The sequence below is a fragment of the Haloferax sp. ATB1 genome, from assembly GCF_000730175.1.
In genome coordinates this window covers 145,030-168,849 of record NZ_JPES01000079.1, presented here as the reverse complement: position 1 = coordinate 168,849, position 23,820 = coordinate 145,030, and the positions used below count along the sequence as shown (strand labels likewise).

Here is a 23,820-nt window from a genome sequence, read left to right as displayed (position 1 = left end):
CGATCTATCGCATCTCTTGATTTCGTTCGTCTCATATGGAATCGTCGACCGAATACAGCCGACACCCCTGTCGGCTGTTATAAAATTACTCACGACCCCAACGTAAACGGCCGAGTAGGAAGTCCACTCGCCGACGACTAAAGAATAAAGCACCTGCCGTCGATGTCGTCGTATGACTCTCCAGATTCAGACGATTGCGGTCGTCCTTCTCGTCTTCATTGCCGGCTGTACCGGTGCCGGTGGCCCCGCACTCGACACAGGAACAACCGCGTCGTCGACAGCAACACCGACAACGACTGCGACAACACAGGCAACCCAGACTGTCGCGTCGGTCAATGGATCACTCGACGTCCACTTCATCAACGTCGGCCAGTCCGTCAGTACGCTCCTCGTCGCCCCCAATGGTGAGACAATGCTGATCGACACCGGCGATTTCCGAGACGACGGTGAACACGTGCTTTCGTACCTCCAAGCACACGAGATCGATCGCATCGATTATCTTGTGACCTCCCATTCCGATGCGGACCACATCGGTGGGAACGCGGCTGTTATCGACTACTTCGAAACGCAGGCGGACGGTATCGGTGCGGTGTACGACCCCGGGATTACCTCCACCTCCCAGACGTACGAGGCGTATCTCGACGCCATCGAACAACACGACGTGCCGCTTTATCGAACGCAGGCCGGTGACGAGATTCAGATGGGATCGGTGACCTCCCAAGTCCTGTCACCACCCGAGGGCTACCTGGCAAACGAAGACCGCAACGAGAACAGCATCGTCCTCATGACGCAGTTCGGGTCGACGCGCTTCCTGTTTACCGGCGACGCCGAACACGAAGCCGAAGAGTACCTCGTCGACACGTACGGCTCGCAGTTGCACGCGACGGTGCTCAAAACGGGCCACCACGGTTCGGGTGGAAGTACGACGGCCCCGTTCTTGGCGGCGGTCCAACCGAACGTCACCGTCGTTTCGAGCGCATACGACTCTCAATACGGCCATCCGAACGAAGAGACGCTGTCCCGCCTGGCAGCGCAGTCCGTCCCGACGTACTGGACGGCAACCCACGGCACGATTGTCTTCGAAAGCGACGGCCAGCAAGTCACCATTCGCACCCAACGCGATGCCCCGACCGAGCCGACACAACTCCGCGAGGGGACGGCTATCGAACCGGGAACGACTGGCGACGTGTCGGCCCGGACGACCATCACGACCAACGGGACGGTCGCGACGCTCACGCCGGTCGCAACCGATGGTGGTACTGAGACCGAAACTGAGTCTGAGAAACCAGCCGCGTCGCTGGCGGTCGCTGATGTCCACGCCGATGCTGCGGGAGCCGACACGGACAACCTGAACGACGAGTACATCGTCTTCGAGAACACCGGAAGCGAGACGCTCGATATCTCCGGGTGGACTGTCTCCGATGCCGCAGGCCGGACCTACACCTTCCCATCGGGGTCGACACTCGACACAGGTGCGACGGTTGCCCTCCACACTGGGACTGGCACGGATACGTCGACAGACTACTACTGGGGTTCAGGGTCGGCCATCTGGAACAACGGTGGCGACACCATCACCGTGGTAGATAATACCGGCGCGATCGTAGTTGAGGAGACATACTGATGATTCCAGACGGGACGTACACGGCGACAGTCGACCGGTTCGAGGACAACCGCGCGGTGTTGCTCGTCGAAGCCGACGGTCAGGATATCGATCAACTCGTCGTTGATCGCGACGAATTGCCGTGGCGAGCGAGAACCCAAAACGCGGTCTTGACGATTACCGTCGCCGACGGCGCATACGACGGTGGACGGTACGAACCCGACGAAACCGAGGCGCGAACCGAGGCCGCTCAATCACGCTTCGACCGACTCTCGCGACGCCCGCCGGCTGCTGATAACGCAGACAACGAAGACGCCTAAGCAGACGGCTGTCTCCATCAGAAACCTCTCCTATCGAGTCCTTCGCCTGTACACAGTCGACGAGGTTACGGACAGCTAAACAGCAGTTCGACGTCCCAGTCTTTGGAACTAAGCCCAGTTCTGGTGACCGTTAGCGTTTTTCGTTCATTTGGTTCAAGTACACCAAAATCTTTCTCCGCTATCGTGGATGGTTCAAAGCCTCCTTTTTCTCTGTAGAAGAATACTTGTGCGCCAACATGTATCGGGAAATCAACAACACTAGTGACTGTTAAATCCACGCTTTCGATTTCTGTAGTGCCATTCGCGTATCCCTCCCACCGGGCTTTGACAAACGACTCGTCCTCGATTTTTGAAGTGTCACAGGTGGGCTCTGGTTGGCTCGGTTCGTCAGGCGTCTGTGTCGCCTCAGTAGCCGGGGGCGCAGCGTCTGCCTCGCTTTCTCCCCCGGTACAGCCAGCCAGTCCCCCGAGCAGACCAGTAGTCGTTGCTGCGATGAATACTCTCCTCTGATAACTGCGTTCGTCCATAAGTGGTCATGATAATAGCCATGAATAAGCGCATGGTCTGAAATACCAACAGTGAGAATTGCACGAGGGCTCAGAAGATGGCTGTCTTATCCCAGCTCAGTCAGTTCGACGTACCGCGCTCTGAGCGTTGGCACCGAGACGTCCGCGAGTGCGGCGAGTGCAGTCTGTGTTGGGTCAACATCGAATTCGGCTCCCGCGAGGTAGAGACACGCCGCCGCGACACCAGCCGGGTTCCGCCCGTTTGTGATCCCTTCTTCGTCCGCACTCGTCGCGAGTTCGTACGCTCGCGACTGCACCCGCGAGGAGAGGTCGCTCTCAGAGCCGAGTCGGGTGACGTACGTCCGCGCGGTGACCACCTGTGCATCGATACCCAACTCGCTGTTGAGCGCCCGATAGCCCGTCTGGACTTGATCACCCGAACAGCGCGCGACACTCGCGATTTCGTCACGCGGGCGTGGGAGGCCACGCCGCCGACACGTCGCATACAGGCTCCCCGCGGCGATCATCTCGACTGACCGCCCTCGAATGAGGTCTGCGTCCTGGGCGCGCCGGTAGAGCTGACTGGCTTCTTCGATGAGATTCCACGGGAGGTCGAGTGCGCTTCCCATCCGGCTGATTTCACCGAGCGCCGTCGCGAGATTCCGCTCTGCTTTCGTCTCGAAGCGTGCCCGGCGATGTTCGCGCCGAAGTCGGTGGAGTTGGCGTCGCTTCTTGGCTGACACCGTCCGACCGTTCGCATCGCGGTTGTAGCCGATTTCTGCGGAGACGCCTCTGTCATGTCGTGCGGGAGTGAGTTGGCCACCCGTTTGCGGAACTGAGTGTGGGTCCTCATCGAACACACGCGGGCCGTGGGTGTGGTCAAAATAGTACTGGTCGACGATGAGCCCACACGCCTCGCAAGCCGTTTCACCGCTATCCGTCACGAGTCGACCGTCACATTCCGGACACTCGGTAGCGTCGATGGATTTTCCGCACGATTCGTCGAAGGTTCGGTTGTAGATTTCTCTCAGAGACATGATTGTCGGTCGTGAGATGGCCTGATTCGCCATCCCGCACCCCTCAAGGGGTGATACAATTGGCTGGCGGTGCGCTCCGATGTGTAGCGTGTCGTCGTCGCGCCGACCGCGACCTACACCGGCCGATTCGGACAGTCCTGTTCGAACCCGGACGGCTCATACCGTTCTTCGCCGCATTGGACACAGCGCCAGACGCGCCGCCGACCCTGATCGAACTGCGCGAGTGTTTCGAGCGACGGTGCGACGTCGTCGTCCCACTCGGTGACGACGAGAATCTCGTGTCCGGTCGGTGTTCGTTCGGTGATGCCGCTGTCGTGGTTGGGATCGTTCGTTGCCATCAGAAGTGCGAGGTAAGTGTCCCCGCACCCCTCAGGGGGAGATAAAATTCACCGCGATTGCCTGACCGGCTTCGTCTCTCGTCGCGACTCTCGTTCACACCGCGCGAAGCGGCCGTCCGGCTGGGGCAGGATGCGCGTCCTGAGTTCGAACAACACCCGTCTGAGGTGCTTGCACTCGGCACCGCGTTTCTGGTGGTCTGGGCAGGTACACGTGCTCGCCGCGATATCGACCTCGTAGGTGTTTCCGCTCATGGAGTCGACTTCGTAGCGCGGGCCGACGGTCCCGAAGCGGACGGTCATCGATTCGGTGAGTGCTTTCCACGTCCGCGAATCCTCGACTGCGTAGCCGCCGTCGCTCACGAGCGGGCGGCCGGGTGTCGCGCGACACGACTCGCGGAACTCGTCGCGCCGATTTCGCTCGTGACCGCAGTTCCGACAGCGCCAAAAGCGCGTTCGGTAGCCGTCGCCGTCGGACAGTTCGATGTCGTAGTCAGTTGGCTTGCTTCCTGGCAGCCACTCCGTCACGCGGACGAGGTCGTGACCACGGTGGGTCGATGTCGATACAGACTGTCTGGTGGGTGGTCTAGTCGTAGTCATTGGCACGGCGAGCGCTCGTGGTGAGCCCCCGCACCCAGCAGGGGACGATAAAATTGCTCGGCGATCGCTCACGCCCATCGGGCCAGCGACGTCTCGGTCGTCTCCGCGAGCGCTCGTTCGATGCGTGCTTGGGTCCACCCACACGGCGCTAACACACTCGTCGCCGCCCGAATCAGCACCGTCGCGTAGAACTCTGCATCGTACGTCGACGGCGCTTCTTCGCGGAGCGCAACACGTTCACGGCCGCACTTGTCATCGTCGACGACGACGTACTCGACCGTGCTTCCTGCAGGCTGGTCGTCGTCATACAGTCCGTCCGCTCGCCGCAGCGCCGCAACCGTCTGGGTCGACTGGGTGTACTCAGTGAGCGATTTCGACGTTCGGGTGTTGATCACGAGGTCCGGGGGGTCGACACGGCCCGCGTGCAACGCATCGATATGACCGACCAGTTTGTCGATGACCGGACCAGGCTCGTGGTACTGGTCGAACGTCCGAATGAGTTCTTTCTGAGCGCTCCCAACGAAGGGCGGAGTACTCCGTTGGCGACACTCGATACCTCGGTATTTGTACGTCGACCCATCGGCTGTCGGGTCCGCGTACTTGCCGAAGTACTTCGTCAGCGCACCCTCTGCGGAGTCGCGCTTCGGGACGAACGCGACCCAGTCGAACGCTCCTTCGTACTCTAATCGAATGCCGACGTCATCGGTGATGTCCTGGCAGACCGCCGTAAGCGGCCGCTGGTCGTGGTTGGGAGCAGGCGTCACCCACAGACTATCGACGAGGCCGTGGACGACGTCCCAGCCAGCCGCTTCCAGTTGGTCTTTCGCATCGAGGAGAATCGACCGCGCGAACGCGTTGATCGACTCGTGGCACTCGATACGCCCGAACTTCGCGTTCGAAAAGCCCTGATACCCAAAACACGAGACGAGAATCCATTTGAGCGCGGCCGACTCTCCCTCGAGGCACGCACGCTCTGTTGGGTCGGTTGTTTCTTCGAGTTGGTCTTTGATCGCATCGCGGTCCGAGACAAGTGGGTCGAGTACGTCAGGGAGATAACCAGCACGGTCACAGATTGAATACCCAAGCTCGGGCACGTCGGCAGTCGAACAGCAGTCACACCGAACCGTCTCCGGGCTGATGTTTCGGGTGATGATGATGTTCGGATACAGACTCGAAAAATCGACCTCGTGAACGTCGGTGTGGACACCAACATCCGGGGTGAAGGTAAAGCCCCCACGGTCGGCGGTGTACAGCGCTCCCATCGTCTTCCACGATTCGGGTCGCCAGGCCCGCCATTGCACGAGCACGTCCCGACGCTGTGCGGCTCGAATCTGGATTGCGGTCAGCACGTTTCCGATAGAGGCCCACGCCTGTTCTTGGAGTGGTTTGCGTGACCGCTCAACGAGGTCGAGACAGCCAGCCAGATTCGTCTCTTGGAGGAAAAACGAGGCTGAGCGATTGATTACGACGCGACCGGGGACATTGTAGCGCGCTGGCGAGTGGCCGACCTGTCCGTAGGAGTGATACGTCGACTCGCCAGCGAGTGTCTGATACGTCGCGGCGTGCGGGCCACGACCGAGTTCCAGCGTGTGTCCTTCGTCGCGTGCCGCCGCGAACAGTCGTGGAATGACCGAAGCCGCGTTGACAAACAGTACGTCTGGATCACACTCGGCGACGCGCGTCGCCACCGCGTCGACCACCGCCGCCTGCGACCCGCGAACCGCCTCGCCGTCAATCGTCACTCTCGTTAGCTCCTCGTCAGCCGCGCGCGCTCGCGGCAGGCTCAGCTCGACCGTTGTGAGTCGCGTCGTCGGCGTCGGGTCGGTGTTGGTTTCGAGGCAGTACCGGAACTCCGGGGAGAAATCAACGTTGTAACACCGAAGTTCGTCCGGGAGCGCGACCTGATTGGTTTGGCGGGCGAGCGTCGGAACCGCCTCGACTGTGGTGGCCTCGATCATCGTCACCGGCTCGGGTGGCTCGCCAAATCCCGGCCGCCGTTCGACCGTCTTCACGGCGGCGACCGATGGATGTGGTTCGAGTGCGCGTTCGTACGCCGCTCGCGTCTCGCGTGCCCCACGAACGTAGAACCGCGGGCGATACGTCGAATCGATATCGTACGTTGCAGTTCCGTCGTCGCCTGCGGGTGTCCAGCGATACACGTCGCCGTCGATGAAGTCGAACGTGTAGCACATCGTCACTCTCGGTCGTCCGGGGGTGACCACGCCGCCTGGTCGGCCACGTCCAGTTCGTCGTAGAGGTCTTCGAGCGCCCGCTGGTGCGCCAAGAGCATCGAGAGAAACACCGCGTCCATCGGCTCCTGGGGGTTCTGATATCCCGCCGCGTCAGCGTATCGCGTTGCATTGCCCCACAAGCGGCTGTATGGGCCCGTGTCCTGGCGTCGAAGCGCGCGCTCGAAGTCGTCCCACTCATGTTCGAGTCGCCGCAGCAAGTCGCGATAGGTCGGACTACTGCGACCCATCGACCAGCACCCCGCTTGGCGTCGCTGGTTCGACGGCCATGTCCGAGGCAGTCGCACGATGTGCTAAGACGTCACGCCAGAACGCGAGCGTCGTCTGCATCCCCGTCGCATCGGGATAGACCAGCGTCTCGAAGTCTGGACCGCGGAACCGCGGGCCGAACCGCGTCTGCTCACAGTAGAGCGTCGATGGCACGGCCCTATCAACGATTTCCGCGTACGGATTCGTCTCAGGCTGGCCGAGATGCGTCGCAAGCAGACTTGCGTCTGACTCCCGAGCGACTCGCTTAATCGCCGCGACCGCCCGCGACAAGAGTGGCTTCCCGACCGCGTCGGCAACCTCGTCTGTATCGTAGAGTGCGTCGAGGCCGGGACAGACGACGAGTGATGGGTCGATATCGCTCTCCGCAACCGTCGCCCGGAGCGTCGTCGCTAACTCTGCGTGCTGGTACGGCGTGAACGCCCGGGCGACGTGGATGCGGTCAAGCAGGCGGCGACTCGGCGAGAGTCGCGTCAGCGATGCCGCGTTCGCGTGATTGGCGGCGTCAAGCCACAACACGTCGCCACCGGTGGTGAGGGTGTGGTCCAATACGAGCGCCTGGAGAATCTGTACGGGCCGCGACTCGTGTTCGACGACGAGTCGGTGGACGTCTTGGTCGAATGTCGGCAGTTCAGGTGGGGACGACTCACGGGTTGCCTGCGCCGTCTCAGTCGCTGACTCGCGGCGACGCTGTTGAAACTCTGGTTGCATACCTTGTTGTTCGCTCAGGAGTCCGATAAGCGAACTTGGGTCGGTACACGAGTTCACGAAACCCCGATGGTCGTGGTCAGAATCGCATGACTGCAGCAACCCATGTTTCGTGCAATTCGTGACCTGCACGAATCAGTACGAGGGAGTCTGTTGAAATCGTTGGTCGGTGCTAGGTTGGTGGCGTTAGAGTGGATCGAGAGGTATAGTCAGCAACCACAACAGTTTGTTTCGATAGAAATCAGATGGAATAGCCGATGGGTTCTGCACAGGCCCCACGTGTGGGATAAATTGGTTGAATTGTATGTATTCTCCGCCACTTCGTTTGTGCTCCGAGCCAACAACGATTGTAAATCGCTGTGTGTACACCAGGGCACAGATTCATATCACTAGAACTGAATTTTCAATACAGTATGTCTGACTTCCGTAATGAGATTAATGAGGTTCTTGACGAGAACACAAAAGCAGAACTGAAAGATGCGTTAGCAGATCGTTTTGGAGAGCGAACCACAAGCGTGAATCCGCTCACGAAAGCGATGTTCGCCGAGCTCAGATCGGGAACGAGACCGGTTGAATACGCTCGTGAGAGTGATTACTACTCCGACGAGATGTCTCGTGTCGCGAAGAATGCTACCGCGCTGAAGAGACTACTTCACGAACAAGTTGGGCGACCGTTATACGAACCAGTAGAAAGGCTCAGAAAGCGAGACTTTGCCGAGTGTGTCGTCGCTGTTGATGCTTTCCGCGAGGGTCGTGAGTATGGAATTGGCCTCCATACACCAACGACACTCCCACTAGCTGTGTCCGAATTTGTTGGTGAGCCACCAGAGAGAAGTCAAACCCCGGATTCGGCCTTCAAAGTTACCGCAGACCTTGAATCATCAACTAGTGTTCAGGAGTTTGATTCAAAGTTCAGCAGCATGGATTCGCCCTACTACGTCTATGTATTGGATTGCACACCAGCCATCGATAATGAACCGGCCAAAATCTGGGATCGGCGCAGAGCTGTCCAGACGAAAGTCGAATCGGGGGTTTCAACCGCGACGCTAGAGCCCAAAGAACAGGCAGTGCACGAACTGAACCAGGGTAATCGAGTCTACTATGTTGGTTCAACGAACAACGTCGTCAAACGTGTCCAAGAGCACCTGACTGGAGCCGATAAAAGCGGGGTGAACTTCACGAATACCCTTCCACCACGAACAGTAGTTAAAATAAAAGAATGCGACTCAAGAGACTCTGCAAAGTCACTTGAGGGTGAGTTAGCGAGGCAGATTTCGAGGAAAGAGAACCTATTTGCCTATTCTGACGAGAAATAGCGACCGATGCTGTGACGACCGCACCATCGTCGATATAATTGAAATCGCTATATGTCGCACACCACTCCACGCCTTCGAGGATATCCAACAGCTCAACTAGGTCGACTGCACCGGCCGATACACCCGGTCTCTGGTCGACCCTTCAGCGTCGATGAGTCGGTATTCGGTCAGTTTTGAGAGATACGATTTCACCGTGCGAAGCTGGTTTGGGTCATCCATCTGCTGTTCGTAGTGGTCGTAAATCTCCTGCGGGCTCAACGGCCCGTAGGCACGGACGGTATCCAAGACGGCTCGTTGGTGGTCGTTGAGCGCATCGACGTTTCGCTGGCGAATCTGTGCCCGTGCATCCGGCATCGCCGCTTCGAGTACCTCGAACGTGATTTCATCTCGGTGCTCACGGACGGCGTAGTTGGCCGCCCGACGCAACATCCCAAGCGCGACGCGGGCGTCACCGGCGGCGGCATCCGCAATCCGCTCGAGGATGTCCTGTGAAACCGCACCGGTTTCGAGACCCCATCGGACGCGGACTGACAAAATCGACACGAGTTCGTCGGGAGGATACCGAGACATCGTGACGTGTTCGCCACTCTGCAGGCGACTCTGCAGTCGCGAATTCAGCCGGCCGAAGAGTTGGTCGCGGTCGTTCGCGACGATGAGTTGGGCGAATTTCGGCAGCGAGTGGAGGTCATAGAAGATGTCCGTCGAATCGAGTTGATCTGCCTCGTCGAGGACGACGACGACTGGATTGCCGTCGTACGCTTCGAGTCGTGAGATGAGTTCGTCGTGCGGCGTCGATCCGCGGTGAATGTCAGTCGCCAACTCGAGTTCGTCGAGAATCCGATAGAACGCGCGGAACTGCGTGTGACTCCGCCAGCAGTTCAGGTGAATCGACTGCACCGCTGGCGCGGCGTCTGTGAGCTGTTCGATGACGTATTTGGCCGTGACTGTCTTTCCAGCACCGGTCGGCCCGGTGATGATGACCGACTGGCCAGGTGCGCCGTCCGCAAACGGTCGCAGGACGGACTCGAGGTGCGTGAGTTCCGCATCCCGGTGCTGGAGGTCGTTGGGGACAAAGCCCTCGTCCAACACCTCAGCGTCCCGAATCATGTGGGTGTGGTTGGCTGGCGTGCGTATAGGCGTCTGGTACAGAGTGAAACTGGAACCTGTGTGGTTCTGTTGATTATCAAGCTGCGGCAAGGGGTGAGCACCCAGCGAGTGTAGAATCGGGGTGGTAGGGGTAAGACATGGCTGAGGTTTTTAAGAATCATTTTCTTCATCTTGTCTTTCTACAGACATTTCCGCCGTAGAAACAGAAGTGTTCACAGTTACCGGTTCCGCTACCGCAACCACTCTAAATCTAAAAGAGGAAACGAGGAGGAGAACACCACTAATTAGACCCAATGTCCTGAGTATCTCCGGATTGAAAACCAATTGATCAACACTCACGATAGCGACAATAATCAATATTGCAGATATAATACGCAGAACCCAGGAGATTTCTTGTGCGAATTGACTTATAGAGTTGAGCTTTGATCGAATCGAATCCTCATTAGCTGTGATTTCGATTTTTGGTTGTGGAATGTATTCCCCCTCAGCGAAGCCAATATCGCTCGGATAAGGGACGTATCTTCGCAATCGAAGAACCCGTGAAACCAGTTCAGATGGAGTAATAGATTCTCTCTCACTATCGGGTTGATTTGGCTTTTTTGCCATGTGAAATACAATGTTTGATTTTGTCATATAAGTATAATATTGATCGATTGGATCCGTTACTGGTCTTAGTAAGAGCAAACCTTGTGAGACCCGTTTGACCATAGTGACCACGAAGCCACCCGGTTACTGATATTCAAGGAGTTAGTTCCATCTGAGACTCATTTTGTCCTCCCGTAGCGAGGTCACCAACTCTGGATTAGGAAAGTCGAGTTAGTAGTTTGGTTGCCACGGCTGGTTACAATTCGGGCACCGATCTGGGGCCGTTGCAATGTTGTTGTATGACTGGACGTTTCCGCAAGAGCTGCACTTCATTTCCCGTGCCATAGTCACTATTAATGTCTGTAAATCACAAAACACTAGGGGCGCTGAAGAACGAGGCGTACGACAGTCTAAGTGTGGCAGTTCTCCTGGACGTACTGACAGGCCCGATACGCGAACTGAGCGGGAAGCAATAAACTGAGGATGAAATTTCAATAAAACAGAAATCAACGATTCCTCTAAGGAACTTCAATGAAGTTAGGACTAGAGATAGACCGAAGGTTCAAACTTTGAGAGCGATGATAGATTCGTAATGAATTCCAACTCTCCAAGGGCAGACCACTTTACATCAGAAACCCAGCTCAAACAATTCGTCCACGAGATTTCAGACGACTACCAAGACATTGCCTCTCAATTCGATACGTACGAAGCAGCAACTGCTGTCTTTGAAGACTACGACCTTTGCCCGTGGAACATCACAAGCTTCGTCAGAGGGGGCGTTCCGCACGACGAACTTTCTGGACCTGATCCACGAGATCAACTCCGACATGAAGCAGTCTTGGCTGTTGAATCTCTCCTCGAACAGGAACTGCAAGGATGAATCTCTCCCTCCGTCTGGAAGAGAGTACTCCAGAGCGTCAGACCAGCTCCTTCACAACAGTAATCGGTACTTCACGGGAGTCAATCTCACAGACAACACGGTCCTGCTGTAGTTGAAGCTCAAAACTGCTCCCAAAGTAGTCCGTTCGCTCTAACTCACGTAAGTAATCTAGATCGCCTAGTGACCAGCAAATAAACTGATCAACGTTCTCCACAGTCTTCTCGTTGCTGAAAAACGAATGGAGCGTTTGGACTGCTGCAACAGCATACAACTCGTCTTCACGATGGAGGAGGACATTTACGTCACCGTCGTGGTCAATGCTGACGATATCGCCCGAATCGTTGGCCGTATATCGTGTGTAGTGAACCAACAGCTCGGACACATTCGATGGAACCGGAGGACCCTCTAACGAGAGCTGCTGTTTTCTCTCTGTAAGCGACGTTGATTGTGAGGCAGCGTCCTGTTTTCGCACAGCCCGTTGGCGGAGCCGTTGGTACTCTCGATACCAGTCACTCTGTGTGACCTTCGTCATATGCCACTCTACCTCACCGAGAATCGCGTCGTAAATTGGGTCCGCTTTATTCCGAACACGTTCGCGATTTGCAGTAAGCTCAAGCTGTGGGCAATTCGCCACAAAAAAGAACTGAAGATACTGGTTGTCTGAAGAAACCGTACTATTAATTTGTTCGACCTTTATGTGATCTTTAGCGAGCCACACACCGAACTGGGTTGAGTGGCGACCGTGTGTCGGAAGCTGATCTCGTGCCTTTCGTCCAGCAACAAACCCAGCGATTTGGATTGTGACTGTTTGTCCCTCGACAGTCTTAGTAATCGTCTGCGGTTCGTAGTGTTTGCAGAGCGTTTCTATTTCGTCGACTGTTTCTGCGTCTGGGGTGAGCTTCTCATCAGGGAACTCAAGGATACTGGGTTGGGGATCTGGCGACGTCGATGAGTCGATGTCGTCATCCAACTCGATCGCAATATCCATCTCTCGGCTCTCATGATCGAACTGATGGGCGATCGAACCACCAATTGTCTTCCAATTGATGTAATTTGAAAGTCGATTGTAGGTGAGTTCCTCGGCGTCAAACCCACGGCCGGCTCTAAACCCAGTAATCTCGATATGAGTGAATGGATCAGCATCCGTTTCGGTTGTCTCGATGGTGTACTCTGGTAGTATTCCGCGATTGAGCTTGCTCCACGGTTCATTCAAAACCGCGGTGTACTGTGTCCCACTCTGAGCAGTAGTCACACGAACTTGATCGCTCTTGTAGTAGATTTTCGTTCCATGGCCTTTGTAACCAATCCCAGTCGATTTTTGCGAATTCCCGAGGTCGAAGAAGCTTTCAAGATCTCGTCGGTCCATTCCTCTCCATCATCGGAGAGTGTGATTCAGTGTACGGACCGTCATCAAGCAAATCGATCGAAATTTCGATCTTAGATGCATGGGCGTCGTACGAATTCGAGAGTGCCTCTCTGATGAGTTCGTATGGGCTCTCAAAGTCACTCGCAACCTCAAGGAATTCTTGGATTTCGTTAACCTTCGGTTTGAAAGATTGTTTGCTTGTCATTGGATGATTGGCCGGAGCGTGTCGTTAATCACGCGAAGCGCAGTTTTCTGCAGTCGTCGATTTCGATACTTCCGCTCAAGATACTCAGCAAGTTGATCGGGATCTCCCAGCAAGACCTGGTCTCGGAGTTCCTGAAGTGCCTGCTTTTGAATAATCAGATTGTGCATCGCAACCGGGCCGAGGATGTCTTTTTGATACTCAGCATCGCCGTGCATCCGAGAGACAAGCGCTGGTGTCGAGCATACTGGACAGGAACACTCCTCAAAGGGTGCTTCGCTCAGCTGGACCGAGTCGAAAAACGAGGTGAAGTATGTGCCATTGATTGCTGAGTGAAGATACGAGGCCGAGTCGAACGAATCAACACCTAAGCACGCAAGTAGAGGCATCGTCTGCCCAGAGATTCCAAACACATGGATCGGAAGATGATCGAGTTGCCGGTCGTGGAGAAGGTGTTTCACGGCACGGATTGCTCGTACTAATCGGTCAGGATTATTTCGGAGTGGAACGAGGCTTCCAATCGCAATTCCATCGAACCATTTGTCGAGGCGCTGTGGAAGAACACGATCGACGATATCGAGATATCTCGCGAGCATCGACTGCGTATACCCGTGAAGCGTTAGATATCGAGTCTCTGTCGCTGAGTTACTCAATTGAGCAAACTCCTCGGCATACCCGACAGTTGTCTCCATCTTCTTGAGACGCTGTCTGTATGTGTCTTCAGGAGAGAGTGGAGAATCAAGATTAACTGCGATATCTGCACCGAATCCTCGCTGGAGTCCGTATGCAGTCTGCTGGTCAACGTCAAGAGAGAAATTAGTGCCAGTTAATGAACCTTCTTGCAGTATTTTGTAGCCACCAGAATCGACAAACAGCGCACCCGAAAACGATTCGAACTCAGGTCGCTGCTTCAGCGGCGTGGAGAGGTAATCTTGAAACCTTGTCTGATTGATACTAAAATCAGTTAACGACGAGATTGAAGTCATCACCGCTTTGAAATAGGGACTGTAGTCGTTTCCAAAAGTGACAGCGGCGTCGTTTGTGACGAACTCTTTGAGTGTGCGAAAAATTCCGCCACCAAAGAGTGACCGTTTCGTCCCACCACAGTAGAAATTCACAACTGGAAGGAGGTGGGGTGTCTCTAGATGCGCGTCTTGGGTGCGTATCGTCCCAGTACGTACCTGTCCAGCCGTGCCCGTGATATGAAAATCCATGTGGCTACCCGGAAATTTGAGTGGTACAATCAGTCCGCACGATTGTCTTAAGCTGAGCCCCCCGTGTTCCGAGTCGTCCACTCAGATACTTCACGCTTGCAGAAACCTCGGACTCAAGCCCAGTTACGGTTTTTTCGTACGCGCTCCCGAGATTTATCCAGATTTTGTCATACCCCTCATCAGTAACTCGCCGCTTCGTCTCATCAAAGATATCGTGCTCTAGTTCTGCCGCTCTTTGTTGAGTCATCTGTTGATTATACGAGCCAATTTTCTGGGAAGGGTCAACGACGCCATACTTCGCAGAGATAATCAGAAGGTCAATCTCGTCACGGAATTCGTCGTCCGTCTTTGCCTTCTGTAGGATGCGGAAAAAATAACCATCATAGAGGTCAATTGCGGCACATTGACCGTCTATCTCACGCTTTCGTTTCGAACAGGATTGAATCAGCAACTCTGACATTTGTGTGCTGATCAACCCAACTGATCTTAAACTTGTTGGCGAGATACAACTCGCCGTCTGACAGACAACTTGGCTGTAGTGGCTACCAGTTAGAACAACTGCATACTATGCCTCACTCAGAATCCAAAACAGGCTACATCTACCTCAGATTGGTAGATTTCGACTAAATCGAATTCCGGTTGTCTTCAGACTATTTATATATCAATGACTGACGCATTCGGCTTACGAAGAAGTCTCAGAACAACTCGCGATGACCTCGTTATGATAGGCAAGGAATGAATCATCAAGCTCGTGGCTAGATTGTACGGTAAGCTGGGCTCCGTCGCGGCTGGAGTCATACTGGTGAACGACCTCGTGAGACGTACAGTCAATGGTCACCATCCCGTAGTCAAAGTCAGCATGACACGTTGGGCAGAGTACGAGCATATTCTCCGCTGTGTCTGGTCCCCTATGTGTCCCGCCCAAGGGTCTGATGTGGTGACATTCGGCGTACCCTGTTGAGATAGCCGACTGGCGACGATCGCCACACAGTTGACACGTATAATCGTACTGCTCTTTCAGCTCTAGCGCGAGCGATGTATTTCGAATTATTCGACTCGTTGTTGTTTCAGTTCTTCCAGGAGACTCGTAATCTGGTGGCGACTCGTGCGAGTCACGTTGCTCAAGCTGGCTTCCAGCATGACGAGTGATATTCGACAAGTCGTATGCCTCTTCATCGATTGCCCATTGGTATGCTTGGTCAGATTGACTCAGGTGGCTTGTGTTCTTTCCACCAGTCGTCAAGATTCCGGCATGGTAGAGGATTGCTTTGAGATGATGGACTGTCGGGCCATAGAAGTCATCCGGTGACTCTAACTGGCCACGTAGCTCGTCCAAAGAGCGAAACGAAGACGCCAGAACTGTTTCTGAAACATCCGCTCGAAGAAAGATTCGACAGGCGAACACGGGGGCGACACCGTAACAGTATACGAAAAAGTCTGGAAGTGGTATCGCTGTGCCCCCAGTAGACTGTTGTGCACCAGCGAGTAGATGGATGAGTTTGGCAATGGCCGGGATGTTCTCAAGGAGAGGCTGAATGATTGCTTTCCACGCGGCTGAACCTCGATAAACCGGGATCGGGATCGGTACAACTCACGGAGGTTGTCAAGTCCTGCCTCAGCCGACCCAAATTCCTCGTTCACAGTCCGACAAACGCTTCGCCCAGTTGGCGTTAGTGATTCACCCTGCGACGTAGTTAACCTCAACAGGTCTGCCCCCTCGCGTGCGTCCTCAACCGCACCAACAATATCCGTAGTCTGTATAACAGCGGCTGCCTGGCTTGCATCGCCTGTGATGTTGAGCGCAAGCGCGTACCCGAGATAGTTCTTCGGATGATTGAGTCCAAACCGAGGGATTTCAATCCGTAAATCTCCAGTCACGTACTACTGCTAACTGCCACGGATGAAGAAACTACGCTGATACTACGATGATTCTGTTGAACGTTGTACCGTCGATAGCTCAAGTGCGTGCTGAAGTTCCTGTGAGAGTTCATCAAGGTGGGTTCCTCTGAAGTGCTCGGTTAGTCGACGTGCAGGGGGATCGGACGGAAGTACGGTTCCAACCCCGGCTTCAGAGAATGCGTCTTCAATCGTCGTCCGGTATGTCTTGCTTGTTGCGTACCCATATACTGCATCAAACTGCTCACCATACGTCTGCAGGAACTCAACCAGACGTGCTTGTACTAACGCAACCTGCTGTTCATCGGCATCGGTAAGAACGTAGTCGTACGTCGTAACCGGGTCGAGGTCCTCGTATTGAGCAGGGACAGGACCATATAATCCAGACAGAGAGACCTTCTGAGTAGCCTCCCACACGCCCGCCTCTCGAAGCCGGGATTCGACTACTTGATGTGTCCGAGAGTTTCGGTACGGTTTCGTCTGGCTACAAGGTAACACGAGACATACACGAGCTTCGTTACCAATAGTATAGTCATAGTCCTGGAGGTCAAAGTCACTCGGAGAATGCTGTAGTGAGATCCCGTTTGTTGACGGAACAACTGGCGTTCCGTCGTCTCCAATTTCGCTCTGTAGGGTCTGGCGTTCGTCTGTCGGGATATCCTGTTCAATATCGACGTCCCGAGGGACGTACTGACGAAGCTCAGGCCAACGTGCCGCAGCACGAGCAAGGCCAACTGCCATATCTTCGTTCTCGCGCGCTTTCTCCGTTACGAGCTCACCAAGTGAACGTTCTTCAATCGCTGAACGGACAGCGTCAGTTTCCCGCTGAAACATGTGGAAGTTATGATGGGCGATGAGCGCGTAGAAGTCACTCTTCATATACTCTCTCACACTCCCATCTCGTTCGACTTCGATCGGCTTGTACGAACGATCTGCATCGAGCACCTCCTGCATGTCTTCGATCCCAACGTCAGTAAGTTCATCTTCGCAGACGGGGCAATCACAATCCCAGTCATCCGCTGAGATGTCTGAGGCTTTGGTTTTTGACCACGAATCGGGTTTAATGAAGTTTCGATGCTGTGCAGCTTGTACGTACGTTGACGAATCGTAGCTGTCTACGCCAAGCGTGGCGATTAGTGGCCCAAGCTGTCCACCCACTCCAAAGACGTGAAGCGAGAGGTTGTCTCGTCGTTTTTCTGGAATCGCGTCAGTTGCACCCTGAACGATGTCGACAAGGACGTCAACGTTTCCCGATCGAAGCGGGACGAGCGAACCGACTGCGAATCCATCAATTGCATCTGGGTAGTCAGTCCGTTCGAACAGCTGTGCGACGTAGTATGCAATCTCTTCGTAGTCGTGGCCGTGGATAGCAGCATAGACTGTCGGATCCCAGTCAGCGTACTGCTCGGATTCTTCGAGTAACTCAATACATCGAACAGCGCTATCGATGCTCTCTTCGACCCGTTGGCGCTTCTCAGCTTCGTTCAGCCCTTTCGGAATCGGGAAATCTAGTGTCGCAATTAGGTCAGCTCCATAGTCATACTGAAGCTCGAGGATTGAATCTGGATTCGTGTATATTCCCCAGTCGTTCTTCGTTCCGCCGTCTTCTGGTGGATCGCCGAACGTCTGTGAGTTCATCAGTTTGAACCCGCCGGAGTCGACGAACAGCGGCTGTGTGAACGGTGGGGGAGCGGGATTACTTTTCGGAGAATCGTGCCCAGTAAACCAGTCGTGGAGCCCGTCAGCGCCCGTCCGCCACGTCTGGACGCTTTCTGGCGAGAGGTTGAAGTCCAAGAAGCTCATCGCTTGGAACATCGCTCCTTGGAACTTCTCATCGTCAAACAGCCGATTGCGGAGTCGACTCCAGATGCCCCCAGAGACAGGGGTCGGACCGCCAATTAGATTCAGAACTGGAAAAAACGCCGGTGTATCGACAGCACCACCCTGCGGTGCTTGTGGGGTATACAGCTTGCCGCGACGGGCAGCTCCAACGTCACCGTCAGATACTGTTTGGAAACCCCGGGTCATCTGGGTACAACTCAGAGGGGCCTGGTTAAACGGTTTATCTTCTAATGGCGATTGCTAGTTGTAGTTCAGGTTGGATCTTAATATATGATTCTAACTGATCTAACTCAGACCGCCATGTTTTATTTTCGTTCTACGATAGACACATCTACAGTTGACGTACTTCGAGGACAAAAAATGCCAATTTTCGGCCTGCCAACACTTCGAATTATTAACGTAGTTGACGATTCTGGCCAGGGAGTGGATAACTTAGTTCAATTGTTATTAAGTAACTGGGCAGATATCGGCCAGGTCGTTGGAACACTACTTTCGGCGAGTCTCACTTTTTGGATAATAATTATTTACTTAAAGCAAACCGAGATTGAACGGCTCCATCATAAACCATCATTGGTTGTCGAATCAGTTTCAGTAAAAGACGGACCTACATTAGAGCTAGAAATATCAAATGTTGGAAAAGGTGCAGCAAAAAACATAACGGCACAGACTATTCTGGAGGAAACTGGCCCCGACATTTCCGTTGCTCCGTACGAAACAAAATTGCAACGAAATCAGAGTGGAAACCAACTTAGCATTCTCGGGAACCATTTATCAGCACAATCAGAGCCTGTCACGTTCCTTCTACAACCAGAATTTAGGGTTTTATCTAAGGATGAAGATGAGCTTAGTACTGGAACGCAGATGATTCTAGACCTAGAGAATTCGGGACAAGAAGTGGTCCGATTTAAGATCACACTCCTGTTTGTTGATGACGAAAATAGAGAGATGAGTGAACTAATCCTTGACCTTGCACTACCTACTGATGAAAGAGAATCGTTCTATAATGCAGTACAGCGAAGCGAATACTATCCGTGGTATGACCAAGCAACAGGAGAACTCTTGAAATGAGAGAGGAGTCAGAACATTGAATATACCTCCTGTTGGAGGCTATTGATAACGTGCGGTATTTCGATCGGAACACGAGCGTAAGTGAGACCTCTCTAGAACCACATATTCAGGCGCTGATCAATTCAACATTATATAATAAGAGGATTTTCCAGGGACAATCAGCAAATAAGAGCCCATATCTAACCAAGGCCATAAAATATGGTGTAAAAGATAGAACACGGCCAAAATTCAGACACGTAGATGACCTTAGCGGAGATATCGACACCGAACAAGTTAACGAGATTTTAGGATATTTTGGACACCAAGATACTGCTCTTCAATTCCAAGTGTCCGCTTGGCAAACGATAGGGAGCCAGATCGGGAAGTCCAAATTGAAGGACAAGGGCGTAATGGTGTCTGCCCCAACAGGGTTTGGAAAGACTGCGGCATTTATGGGTCGGTTGTTCTATAACATAGTCCATTCAAAGCAGGATAACAACGCGATATTCGTCTATCCTTCACGAGCATTACTACGTGACCAATTACAACGCGTACTTGAAGTGATACATAATATTGATCAGTCTGATGAATTCGCTACTGCTGATGTTCCCTCGGTTGGTGCTTGGTCAAGCAGTATTCCTTATCAGAAAAAAGATGTGACAAATAAACGGAAGGGTCTCGGAAAACGTGAAGGGAGAAACCTCGTTTTTCAGATGACGACCCATTGGGATGAAGAACTATCAAATCGGGATTTTATCCTTGAACAGTATGGAAGTAGAAAGACAAAGGACTATCGTGTAAGAAATGAAGAATCAGGGGACACATTCACAAATGATCATTTATTGCTTGATAGAAACTCAATAAGACAAGACCCACCAGACATTCTCCTAACTACTTTAGAATCACTTGAGAATATCGCTCTGAAGCCACACTATGAGATTATCGATGATGCACAGTTTATTGTATTAGACGAAATCCATCAATATAGCGGTTTACGTGGAGCACATGCTTCAAATATTATCTCTAATGTGAAGGCTATCAGGGATTCTAAGTCAGGAGGAACTTCGAATACCTTATTTATTGGTTCAAGTGCTACAGTAGAGAATCCACAACGATATGCGAGCAAAATATTTGGCTTAGAAAGCAATGACCTGTATTGTATAGAACCTAAAGAATATGATATTGACGATGGAAATACAGATAAGCAACATTACTATTTTGCTTTAACTCCAGATGAGGGTGCGGGGGTCGCATCTCAGTATATCCAACATGCGATGATGCTTGGTCATTCAATATTGATGGATGGTGAGAGTAAAGACCTCAACACAAAGTACCTAACATTTATTGATAGTATTAGTCAAATAAATCGTATTTCTGCGCAGCTCGAAGATGCAGATCAAACTAAACAGCTATGGAAGGAACATATCGGGCTTGAAGCTGGAGACTGGATCGATTTGGCGAATGCTTTTGGAAACTCTTTCTATCATGGTCCTTTAGCGAGCCCTGCAAGGATATATGCAGATTCAGATGATGGGCTGACAAAGCTAGAGTCTAGTCCAATAATCCATGGTTCATCATTTTTGGAGGTGGGTGTTGATATCGACAACCTTGGTTTTGTGTCACAATATCGTCCTCCAAGGAATATGTCCTCGTTCACACAACGGACAGGACGTGCAGCCCGCGAAAAAGAATCTAGTGGACATACCTTTATTCATTTATCAAATTACGGCGGAGACTCTAATTTCTTTTACCGGGCTGATCGCTTTCTTGATAGGGATATCTCTACTCCACTTTCAGAAGATAATCATGTTATTTCATGGATGCATACAAAATTCCACCAATACTACCAATCATTAGACAGTCTATATGAAGACAAAGGCAATACTTGGTATAAAGATCGGTACGTCCGCGACCTGGTTGAAGACTTTTTCGGCGACCAGCTTGGGTACAGTTTATTAATCGAATTTTTATTACAGCCACGAAAGTTCACGAAAGTGTTACTTGGGACACCAATTAGCCAAGAGAATAACCTCTTGAAAGAGGGATCTGTTTCTCGCTTTAAGTCAAATATTGAAAGGCATCAAAGAGAGATTCGAGGGGAATTCGACATTGAAAGTGATGCAGGAATTCGAAATGTTTCTAATCTGCTACTCCATGACGAGCCTGGTATAGAGCTAATTTCAGGATTCAAAAAAGAGTGTTATCGTCTTATCTCAATAATGGAGCAAACATCAGATGAGTTGACAAACTCTGATATTACTGGTGAGTTATCGTCAAAGCGTGATAAAGTAGCAGAATTAGATTACGAGAACCCAGAGTCGTCATTGACATCACTTGATCGGATTGTAGGCGAACTTATCCAAATATCTCAAAAATTAACAAGGGCGACGCGAGGAACCGAAGTGCAAAGGCCGAGAGTCAACAAAGATGTAAGCCGGTTGTATGAAGGAATATTAGTTGCTCTAGACAAGATCGAGAGTGGTAAAATTGATCACTATTCGTCTGAGCAAAAGAAGACGTACTATCTAAAAAAGGCCTTATCAGAACTGTCCAGTTTCACCAAATCACATGTCCCACACGGGAATATCTATTCGATAAAAGATATGTTTAGGACCGCATATTTTGTAAACAAGGCCCTCCAAGTTGAATTAGATGAACCTGGTCTCTTACTGGGTGGTGAACTCACCAATGAAGAGATCAAGCCACCAACAGACGAACACGGCCAAGAATTCTGGTACGTACCTCAGAACTATTTCGATGATGCTGGTCGATATTTCACACTTGCTCCTGCAGACCGGAGCTCAGAATATGATGAAGAAGATGTGTCTGTTGAGAAGTTACTCACACAGTATATCCCGTATAAGATTGAGTTTCTAAATACAAAGGGAGATTCGCAGGTCTTCACACCGAGGGTTCGTAGGAACAGTAAAGGGGAGTATCGAATGAAGTTCGATAACATCCCAAGTACAGTACATAAAGGAGTGAGGGCCCCCGACCGAATTGAGATGTCAGAAGCAACTGATTTGACAGGGGGCGAGTCTCAAGGAGTCTATCCATATGATCCAGAAAGCTTGGAGATATTAACTAAGCAAGAAGCAGACAACCTAGAACCCAAGACAAAATATGCAAAATTCCATTCATCTGCATTATTATCTACCGATGTTGACGAGAAGGGCGACCATGAGAGCGATGTTGAATCGATAGGAAATCTCTCAATCTCAAATGTTGATGCAAAAGCTTGGATCAACAAAATTAATTTGTCTATTAGAGATTACTATAAGACTGGAACAGAATTTAGACCAAAAGGTGACGAAAGAGTAGTCCCTATTGAAGCGGGCGGTAAACCGTTTGGTTATGTCCTCGAGACTCGAGGGATCAAATGGGATTTGTCAGAGTTTATTGAAAAGGTACAGAGCGATCAAGAACTTAAACAAAAGGTGAAAAATTATAAAAAATTAGATGATGAAGAGATCACCGTAGAAAACATTTCACTTACTACAGCGGCTCATCTCCTTACGTTGTTGATTGCTGATGTTAGCGGTGTCAACTCAGATCTGCTATTGTACAACATCAGCTATGATGACTCTACTGTCACCGTGTTTGAACAAACAGAAGGCGGCCAAGGCATTGTAGATTTATTTTTCAGAGAGTTTAGAGAATTCCCAGCCAATGTGCTCGCCTCACTACTTCGGCTCGTGCACAATCCACAACGTCTTGCAGAGATGATTTGGGCAGAAAGTGCAGATAATATCTTAGAATTGGTAGACTCTGAAATAATTGCACAAGCGTCAGCCCAAGAAAGAGAACATGAATTAGAAAACCTCAAACCACTAATTAAGCAAGAAACGGGCATAACGTACGATGATTCAGTAAACCGTGTGAGTGAAGAAATTGCAACGACCATTTCATACATCAATACTCTTCAGAATGAATCTCCAGAAATCCCAGTAGACAGTCTCTATCGGTTAAAGGGGTACCTATCACGTAAGAGGCTTGATGGAGTCAAGGAGTTAGCTCATGTCAGACACGAGATTGAACAGGAGTTCTCAGAGGTAATTGAGTCAGATCATTTCAATGCTACAGACGAGTCTTGGCTGACCACAGTTGAGAATATATTTTGGTCACCAGATATCGACAGCTGTGCAGCAAATCTCCAATTAACGACGACAGCTGCTAGTACTGATCAACAAAAGCTTCTCAGCAATACTGTCCTGATGGAATTAGAGGAGTATTTATTGAAAAGGAGAGATGAAAAAGATGAAATCGAAGCCATCGGAGAATATGGATATCTTTGGGCACGCATAGAAGACAACGAGATCACCTTTATTGATCCATAATGAGTAGTGATCCCACGACAACTGATGCTTGCATTCTACTGTCAGCATCAGATCTAGAATATTTCGTAGGTCTAAGACTGAGTTCAAAAGATATTGACTCCCTCGTGTTCATTCTACCAAATCTGAGAGAGGTCAATGTTCGCTATCCAAGCAAGGGCTCTGCCTCACGACTAACCGAATCGTTAGAAGCGGTCGCACTCACACATGATTCAATAAACATCCATGTCATCTGTTCTGACATTTCTCATGGGGTTAAAAATCAATACAAAGCGACTGGAATCACAGTACACAACCATCCAGGTATTACTCGAGAACATGCCGTGATTCCAGGTGAAGTATTTATCCAAGAAGGTGCATTAGATGGCGATACGATAATTGATTCGACTGAAAATCAACGATGTGACCA

19 protein-coding genes and 1 pseudogene are annotated in these 23,820 nt (G+C 51.9%); 6 read left to right on the top strand and 14 right to left on the bottom strand.

The genetic code is table 11. From position 1 onward, the window contains the following. The first annotated feature begins 172 nt into the window (after positions 1-172). Both ATB1_RS13125 and ATB1_RS13120 read left to right on the top strand, forming a co-directional pair. Positions 173-1,621: a lamin tail domain-containing protein gene (locus ATB1_RS13125; protein ID WP_042664255.1), complete on the top strand. Its 1,449-nt coding sequence runs from the start codon at positions 173-175 to the stop codon at positions 1,619-1,621. Further along, a complete protein-coding gene (locus tag ATB1_RS13120) occupies positions 1,621-1,920 on the top strand; it encodes a DUF3006 domain-containing protein (RefSeq protein WP_042664253.1) in 300 nt (99 codons plus the stop codon). Before ATB1_RS13125 ends, ATB1_RS13120 begins: the two co-directional genes overlap by 1 nt. 65 nt (positions 1,921-1,985) lie before the next feature. Here ATB1_RS13120 and ATB1_RS21650 read toward each other — a convergent pair whose 3' ends face one another. The 7 genes from ATB1_RS21650 to ATB1_RS13090 all read right to left on the bottom strand — a co-directional run bounded on the left by ATB1_RS21650 (position 1,986) and on the right by ATB1_RS13090 (position 7,625). Next, positions 1,986-2,447 (bottom strand): hypothetical protein, encoded by a 462-nt coding sequence (locus tag ATB1_RS21650; RefSeq protein ID WP_128081470.1) that lies wholly within the window; start codon positions 2,445-2,447, stop codon positions 1,986-1,988. An 86-nt stretch (positions 2,448-2,533) separates the two neighbouring features. Then, positions 2,534-3,463, bottom strand: coding sequence for a transcription initiation factor IIB family protein (locus tag ATB1_RS13115; RefSeq protein WP_042664250.1), 930 nt, complete (start codon positions 3,461-3,463; stop codon positions 2,534-2,536). Positions 3,464-3,576: 113 nt separating this feature from the next. Beyond that, complete coding sequence (locus tag ATB1_RS13110) at positions 3,577-3,801, bottom strand: hypothetical protein (RefSeq protein ID WP_042664248.1); 225 nt, start codon at positions 3,799-3,801, stop codon at positions 3,577-3,579. A 48-nt stretch (positions 3,802-3,849) separates the two neighbouring features. Next, on the bottom strand, positions 3,850-4,326 hold the full coding sequence (locus ATB1_RS13105) for an SWIM zinc finger family protein (protein WP_042664246.1): 477 nt from the start codon (positions 4,324-4,326) through the stop codon (positions 3,850-3,852). A 140-nt stretch (positions 4,327-4,466) separates the two neighbouring features. Further along, a complete protein-coding gene (locus ATB1_RS13100) occupies positions 4,467-6,590 on the bottom strand; it encodes a type B DNA-directed DNA polymerase (RefSeq protein WP_042664244.1) in 2,124 nt (707 codons plus the stop codon). Between the two features lie 2 nt (positions 6,591-6,592). Then, positions 6,593-6,877 (bottom strand): hypothetical protein, encoded by a 285-nt coding sequence (locus ATB1_RS13095; RefSeq protein ID WP_042664242.1) that lies wholly within the window; start codon positions 6,875-6,877, stop codon positions 6,593-6,595. Next, on the bottom strand, positions 6,864-7,625 hold the full coding sequence (locus ATB1_RS13090) for a hypothetical protein (protein ID WP_128081469.1): 762 nt from the start codon (positions 7,623-7,625) through the stop codon (positions 6,864-6,866). Before ATB1_RS13090 ends, ATB1_RS13095 begins: the two co-directional genes overlap by 14 nt. Before the next feature lie 410 nt (positions 7,626-8,035). Here ATB1_RS13090 and ATB1_RS20845 point away from each other — a divergent pair, with 410 nt between their 5' ends. Beyond that, on the top strand, positions 8,036-8,938 hold the full coding sequence (locus ATB1_RS20845; RefSeq protein WP_082256409.1) for a GIY-YIG nuclease family protein: 903 nt from the start codon (positions 8,036-8,038) through the stop codon (positions 8,936-8,938). Between the two features lie 96 nt (positions 8,939-9,034). On the opposite strand, the gene ATB1_RS13085 is transcribed toward ATB1_RS20845, so the two are convergent. Both ATB1_RS13085 and ATB1_RS21645 read right to left on the bottom strand, forming a co-directional pair. Further along, positions 9,035-10,045: a Cdc6/Cdc18 family protein gene (locus ATB1_RS13085; RefSeq protein ID WP_042664240.1), complete on the bottom strand. Its 1,011-nt coding sequence runs from the start codon at positions 10,043-10,045 to the stop codon at positions 9,035-9,037. Positions 10,046-10,195: 150 nt separating this feature from the next. Next, the gene (locus ATB1_RS21645) at positions 10,196-10,651 is read right to left on the bottom strand and encodes a hypothetical protein (RefSeq protein ID WP_128081468.1); all 456 of its coding nucleotides are present in this window, start codon (positions 10,649-10,651) and stop codon (positions 10,196-10,198) included. 571 nt (positions 10,652-11,222) lie between these two features. Here ATB1_RS21645 and ATB1_RS21640 point away from each other — a divergent pair. Next, the gene (locus tag ATB1_RS21640; RefSeq protein WP_128081467.1) at positions 11,223-11,510 is read left to right on the top strand and encodes a hypothetical protein; all 288 of its coding nucleotides are present in this window, start codon (positions 11,223-11,225) and stop codon (positions 11,508-11,510) included. Positions 11,511-11,547: 37 nt separating this feature from the next. Here ATB1_RS21640 and ATB1_RS13075 read toward each other — a convergent pair whose 3' ends face one another. From ATB1_RS13075 to ATB1_RS13055, 5 genes and pseudogenes are all read right to left on the bottom strand, one after another. Further along, positions 11,548-12,876 carry a hypothetical protein gene (locus ATB1_RS13075; RefSeq protein WP_052367988.1) on the bottom strand — a complete coding sequence of 443 codons (1,329 nt, stop codon included), beginning with the start codon at positions 12,874-12,876 and terminating at the stop codon, positions 11,548-11,550. 201 nt (positions 12,877-13,077) lie between these two features. Next, positions 13,078-14,292 (bottom strand): tRNA-guanine transglycosylase, encoded by a 1,215-nt coding sequence (locus ATB1_RS13065; RefSeq protein ID WP_052367987.1) that lies wholly within the window; start codon positions 14,290-14,292, stop codon positions 13,078-13,080. A gap of 4 nt (positions 14,293-14,296) precedes the next feature. Continuing rightward, positions 14,297-14,812: pseudogene (gene yaaA / locus ATB1_RS13060) on the bottom strand (peroxide stress protein YaaA); the annotation flags it as partial. 162 nt (positions 14,813-14,974) lie between these two features. Further along, positions 14,975-15,697 (bottom strand): HNH endonuclease, encoded by a 723-nt coding sequence (locus ATB1_RS24605; RefSeq protein ID WP_394324774.1) that lies wholly within the window; start codon positions 15,695-15,697, stop codon positions 14,975-14,977. 515 nt (positions 15,698-16,212) lie between these two features. Further along, on the bottom strand, positions 16,213-18,216 hold the full coding sequence (locus ATB1_RS13055) for a tRNA-guanine transglycosylase (RefSeq protein ID WP_157837746.1): 2,004 nt from the start codon (positions 18,214-18,216) through the stop codon (positions 16,213-16,215). Positions 18,217-18,390: 174 nt separating this feature from the next. Here ATB1_RS13055 and ATB1_RS21635 point away from each other — a divergent pair, with 174 nt between their 5' ends. Then, positions 18,391-19,098 (top strand): hypothetical protein, encoded by a 708-nt coding sequence (locus ATB1_RS21635; protein WP_128081466.1) that lies wholly within the window; start codon positions 18,391-18,393, stop codon positions 19,096-19,098. Between the two features lie 50 nt (positions 19,099-19,148). After that, positions 19,149-23,414, top strand: a complete 4,266-nt coding sequence (locus ATB1_RS20835; RefSeq protein ID WP_128081465.1) for a DEAD/DEAH box helicase — start codon at positions 19,149-19,151, stop codon at positions 23,412-23,414. Positions 23,415-23,820 lie beyond the last annotated feature (406 nt).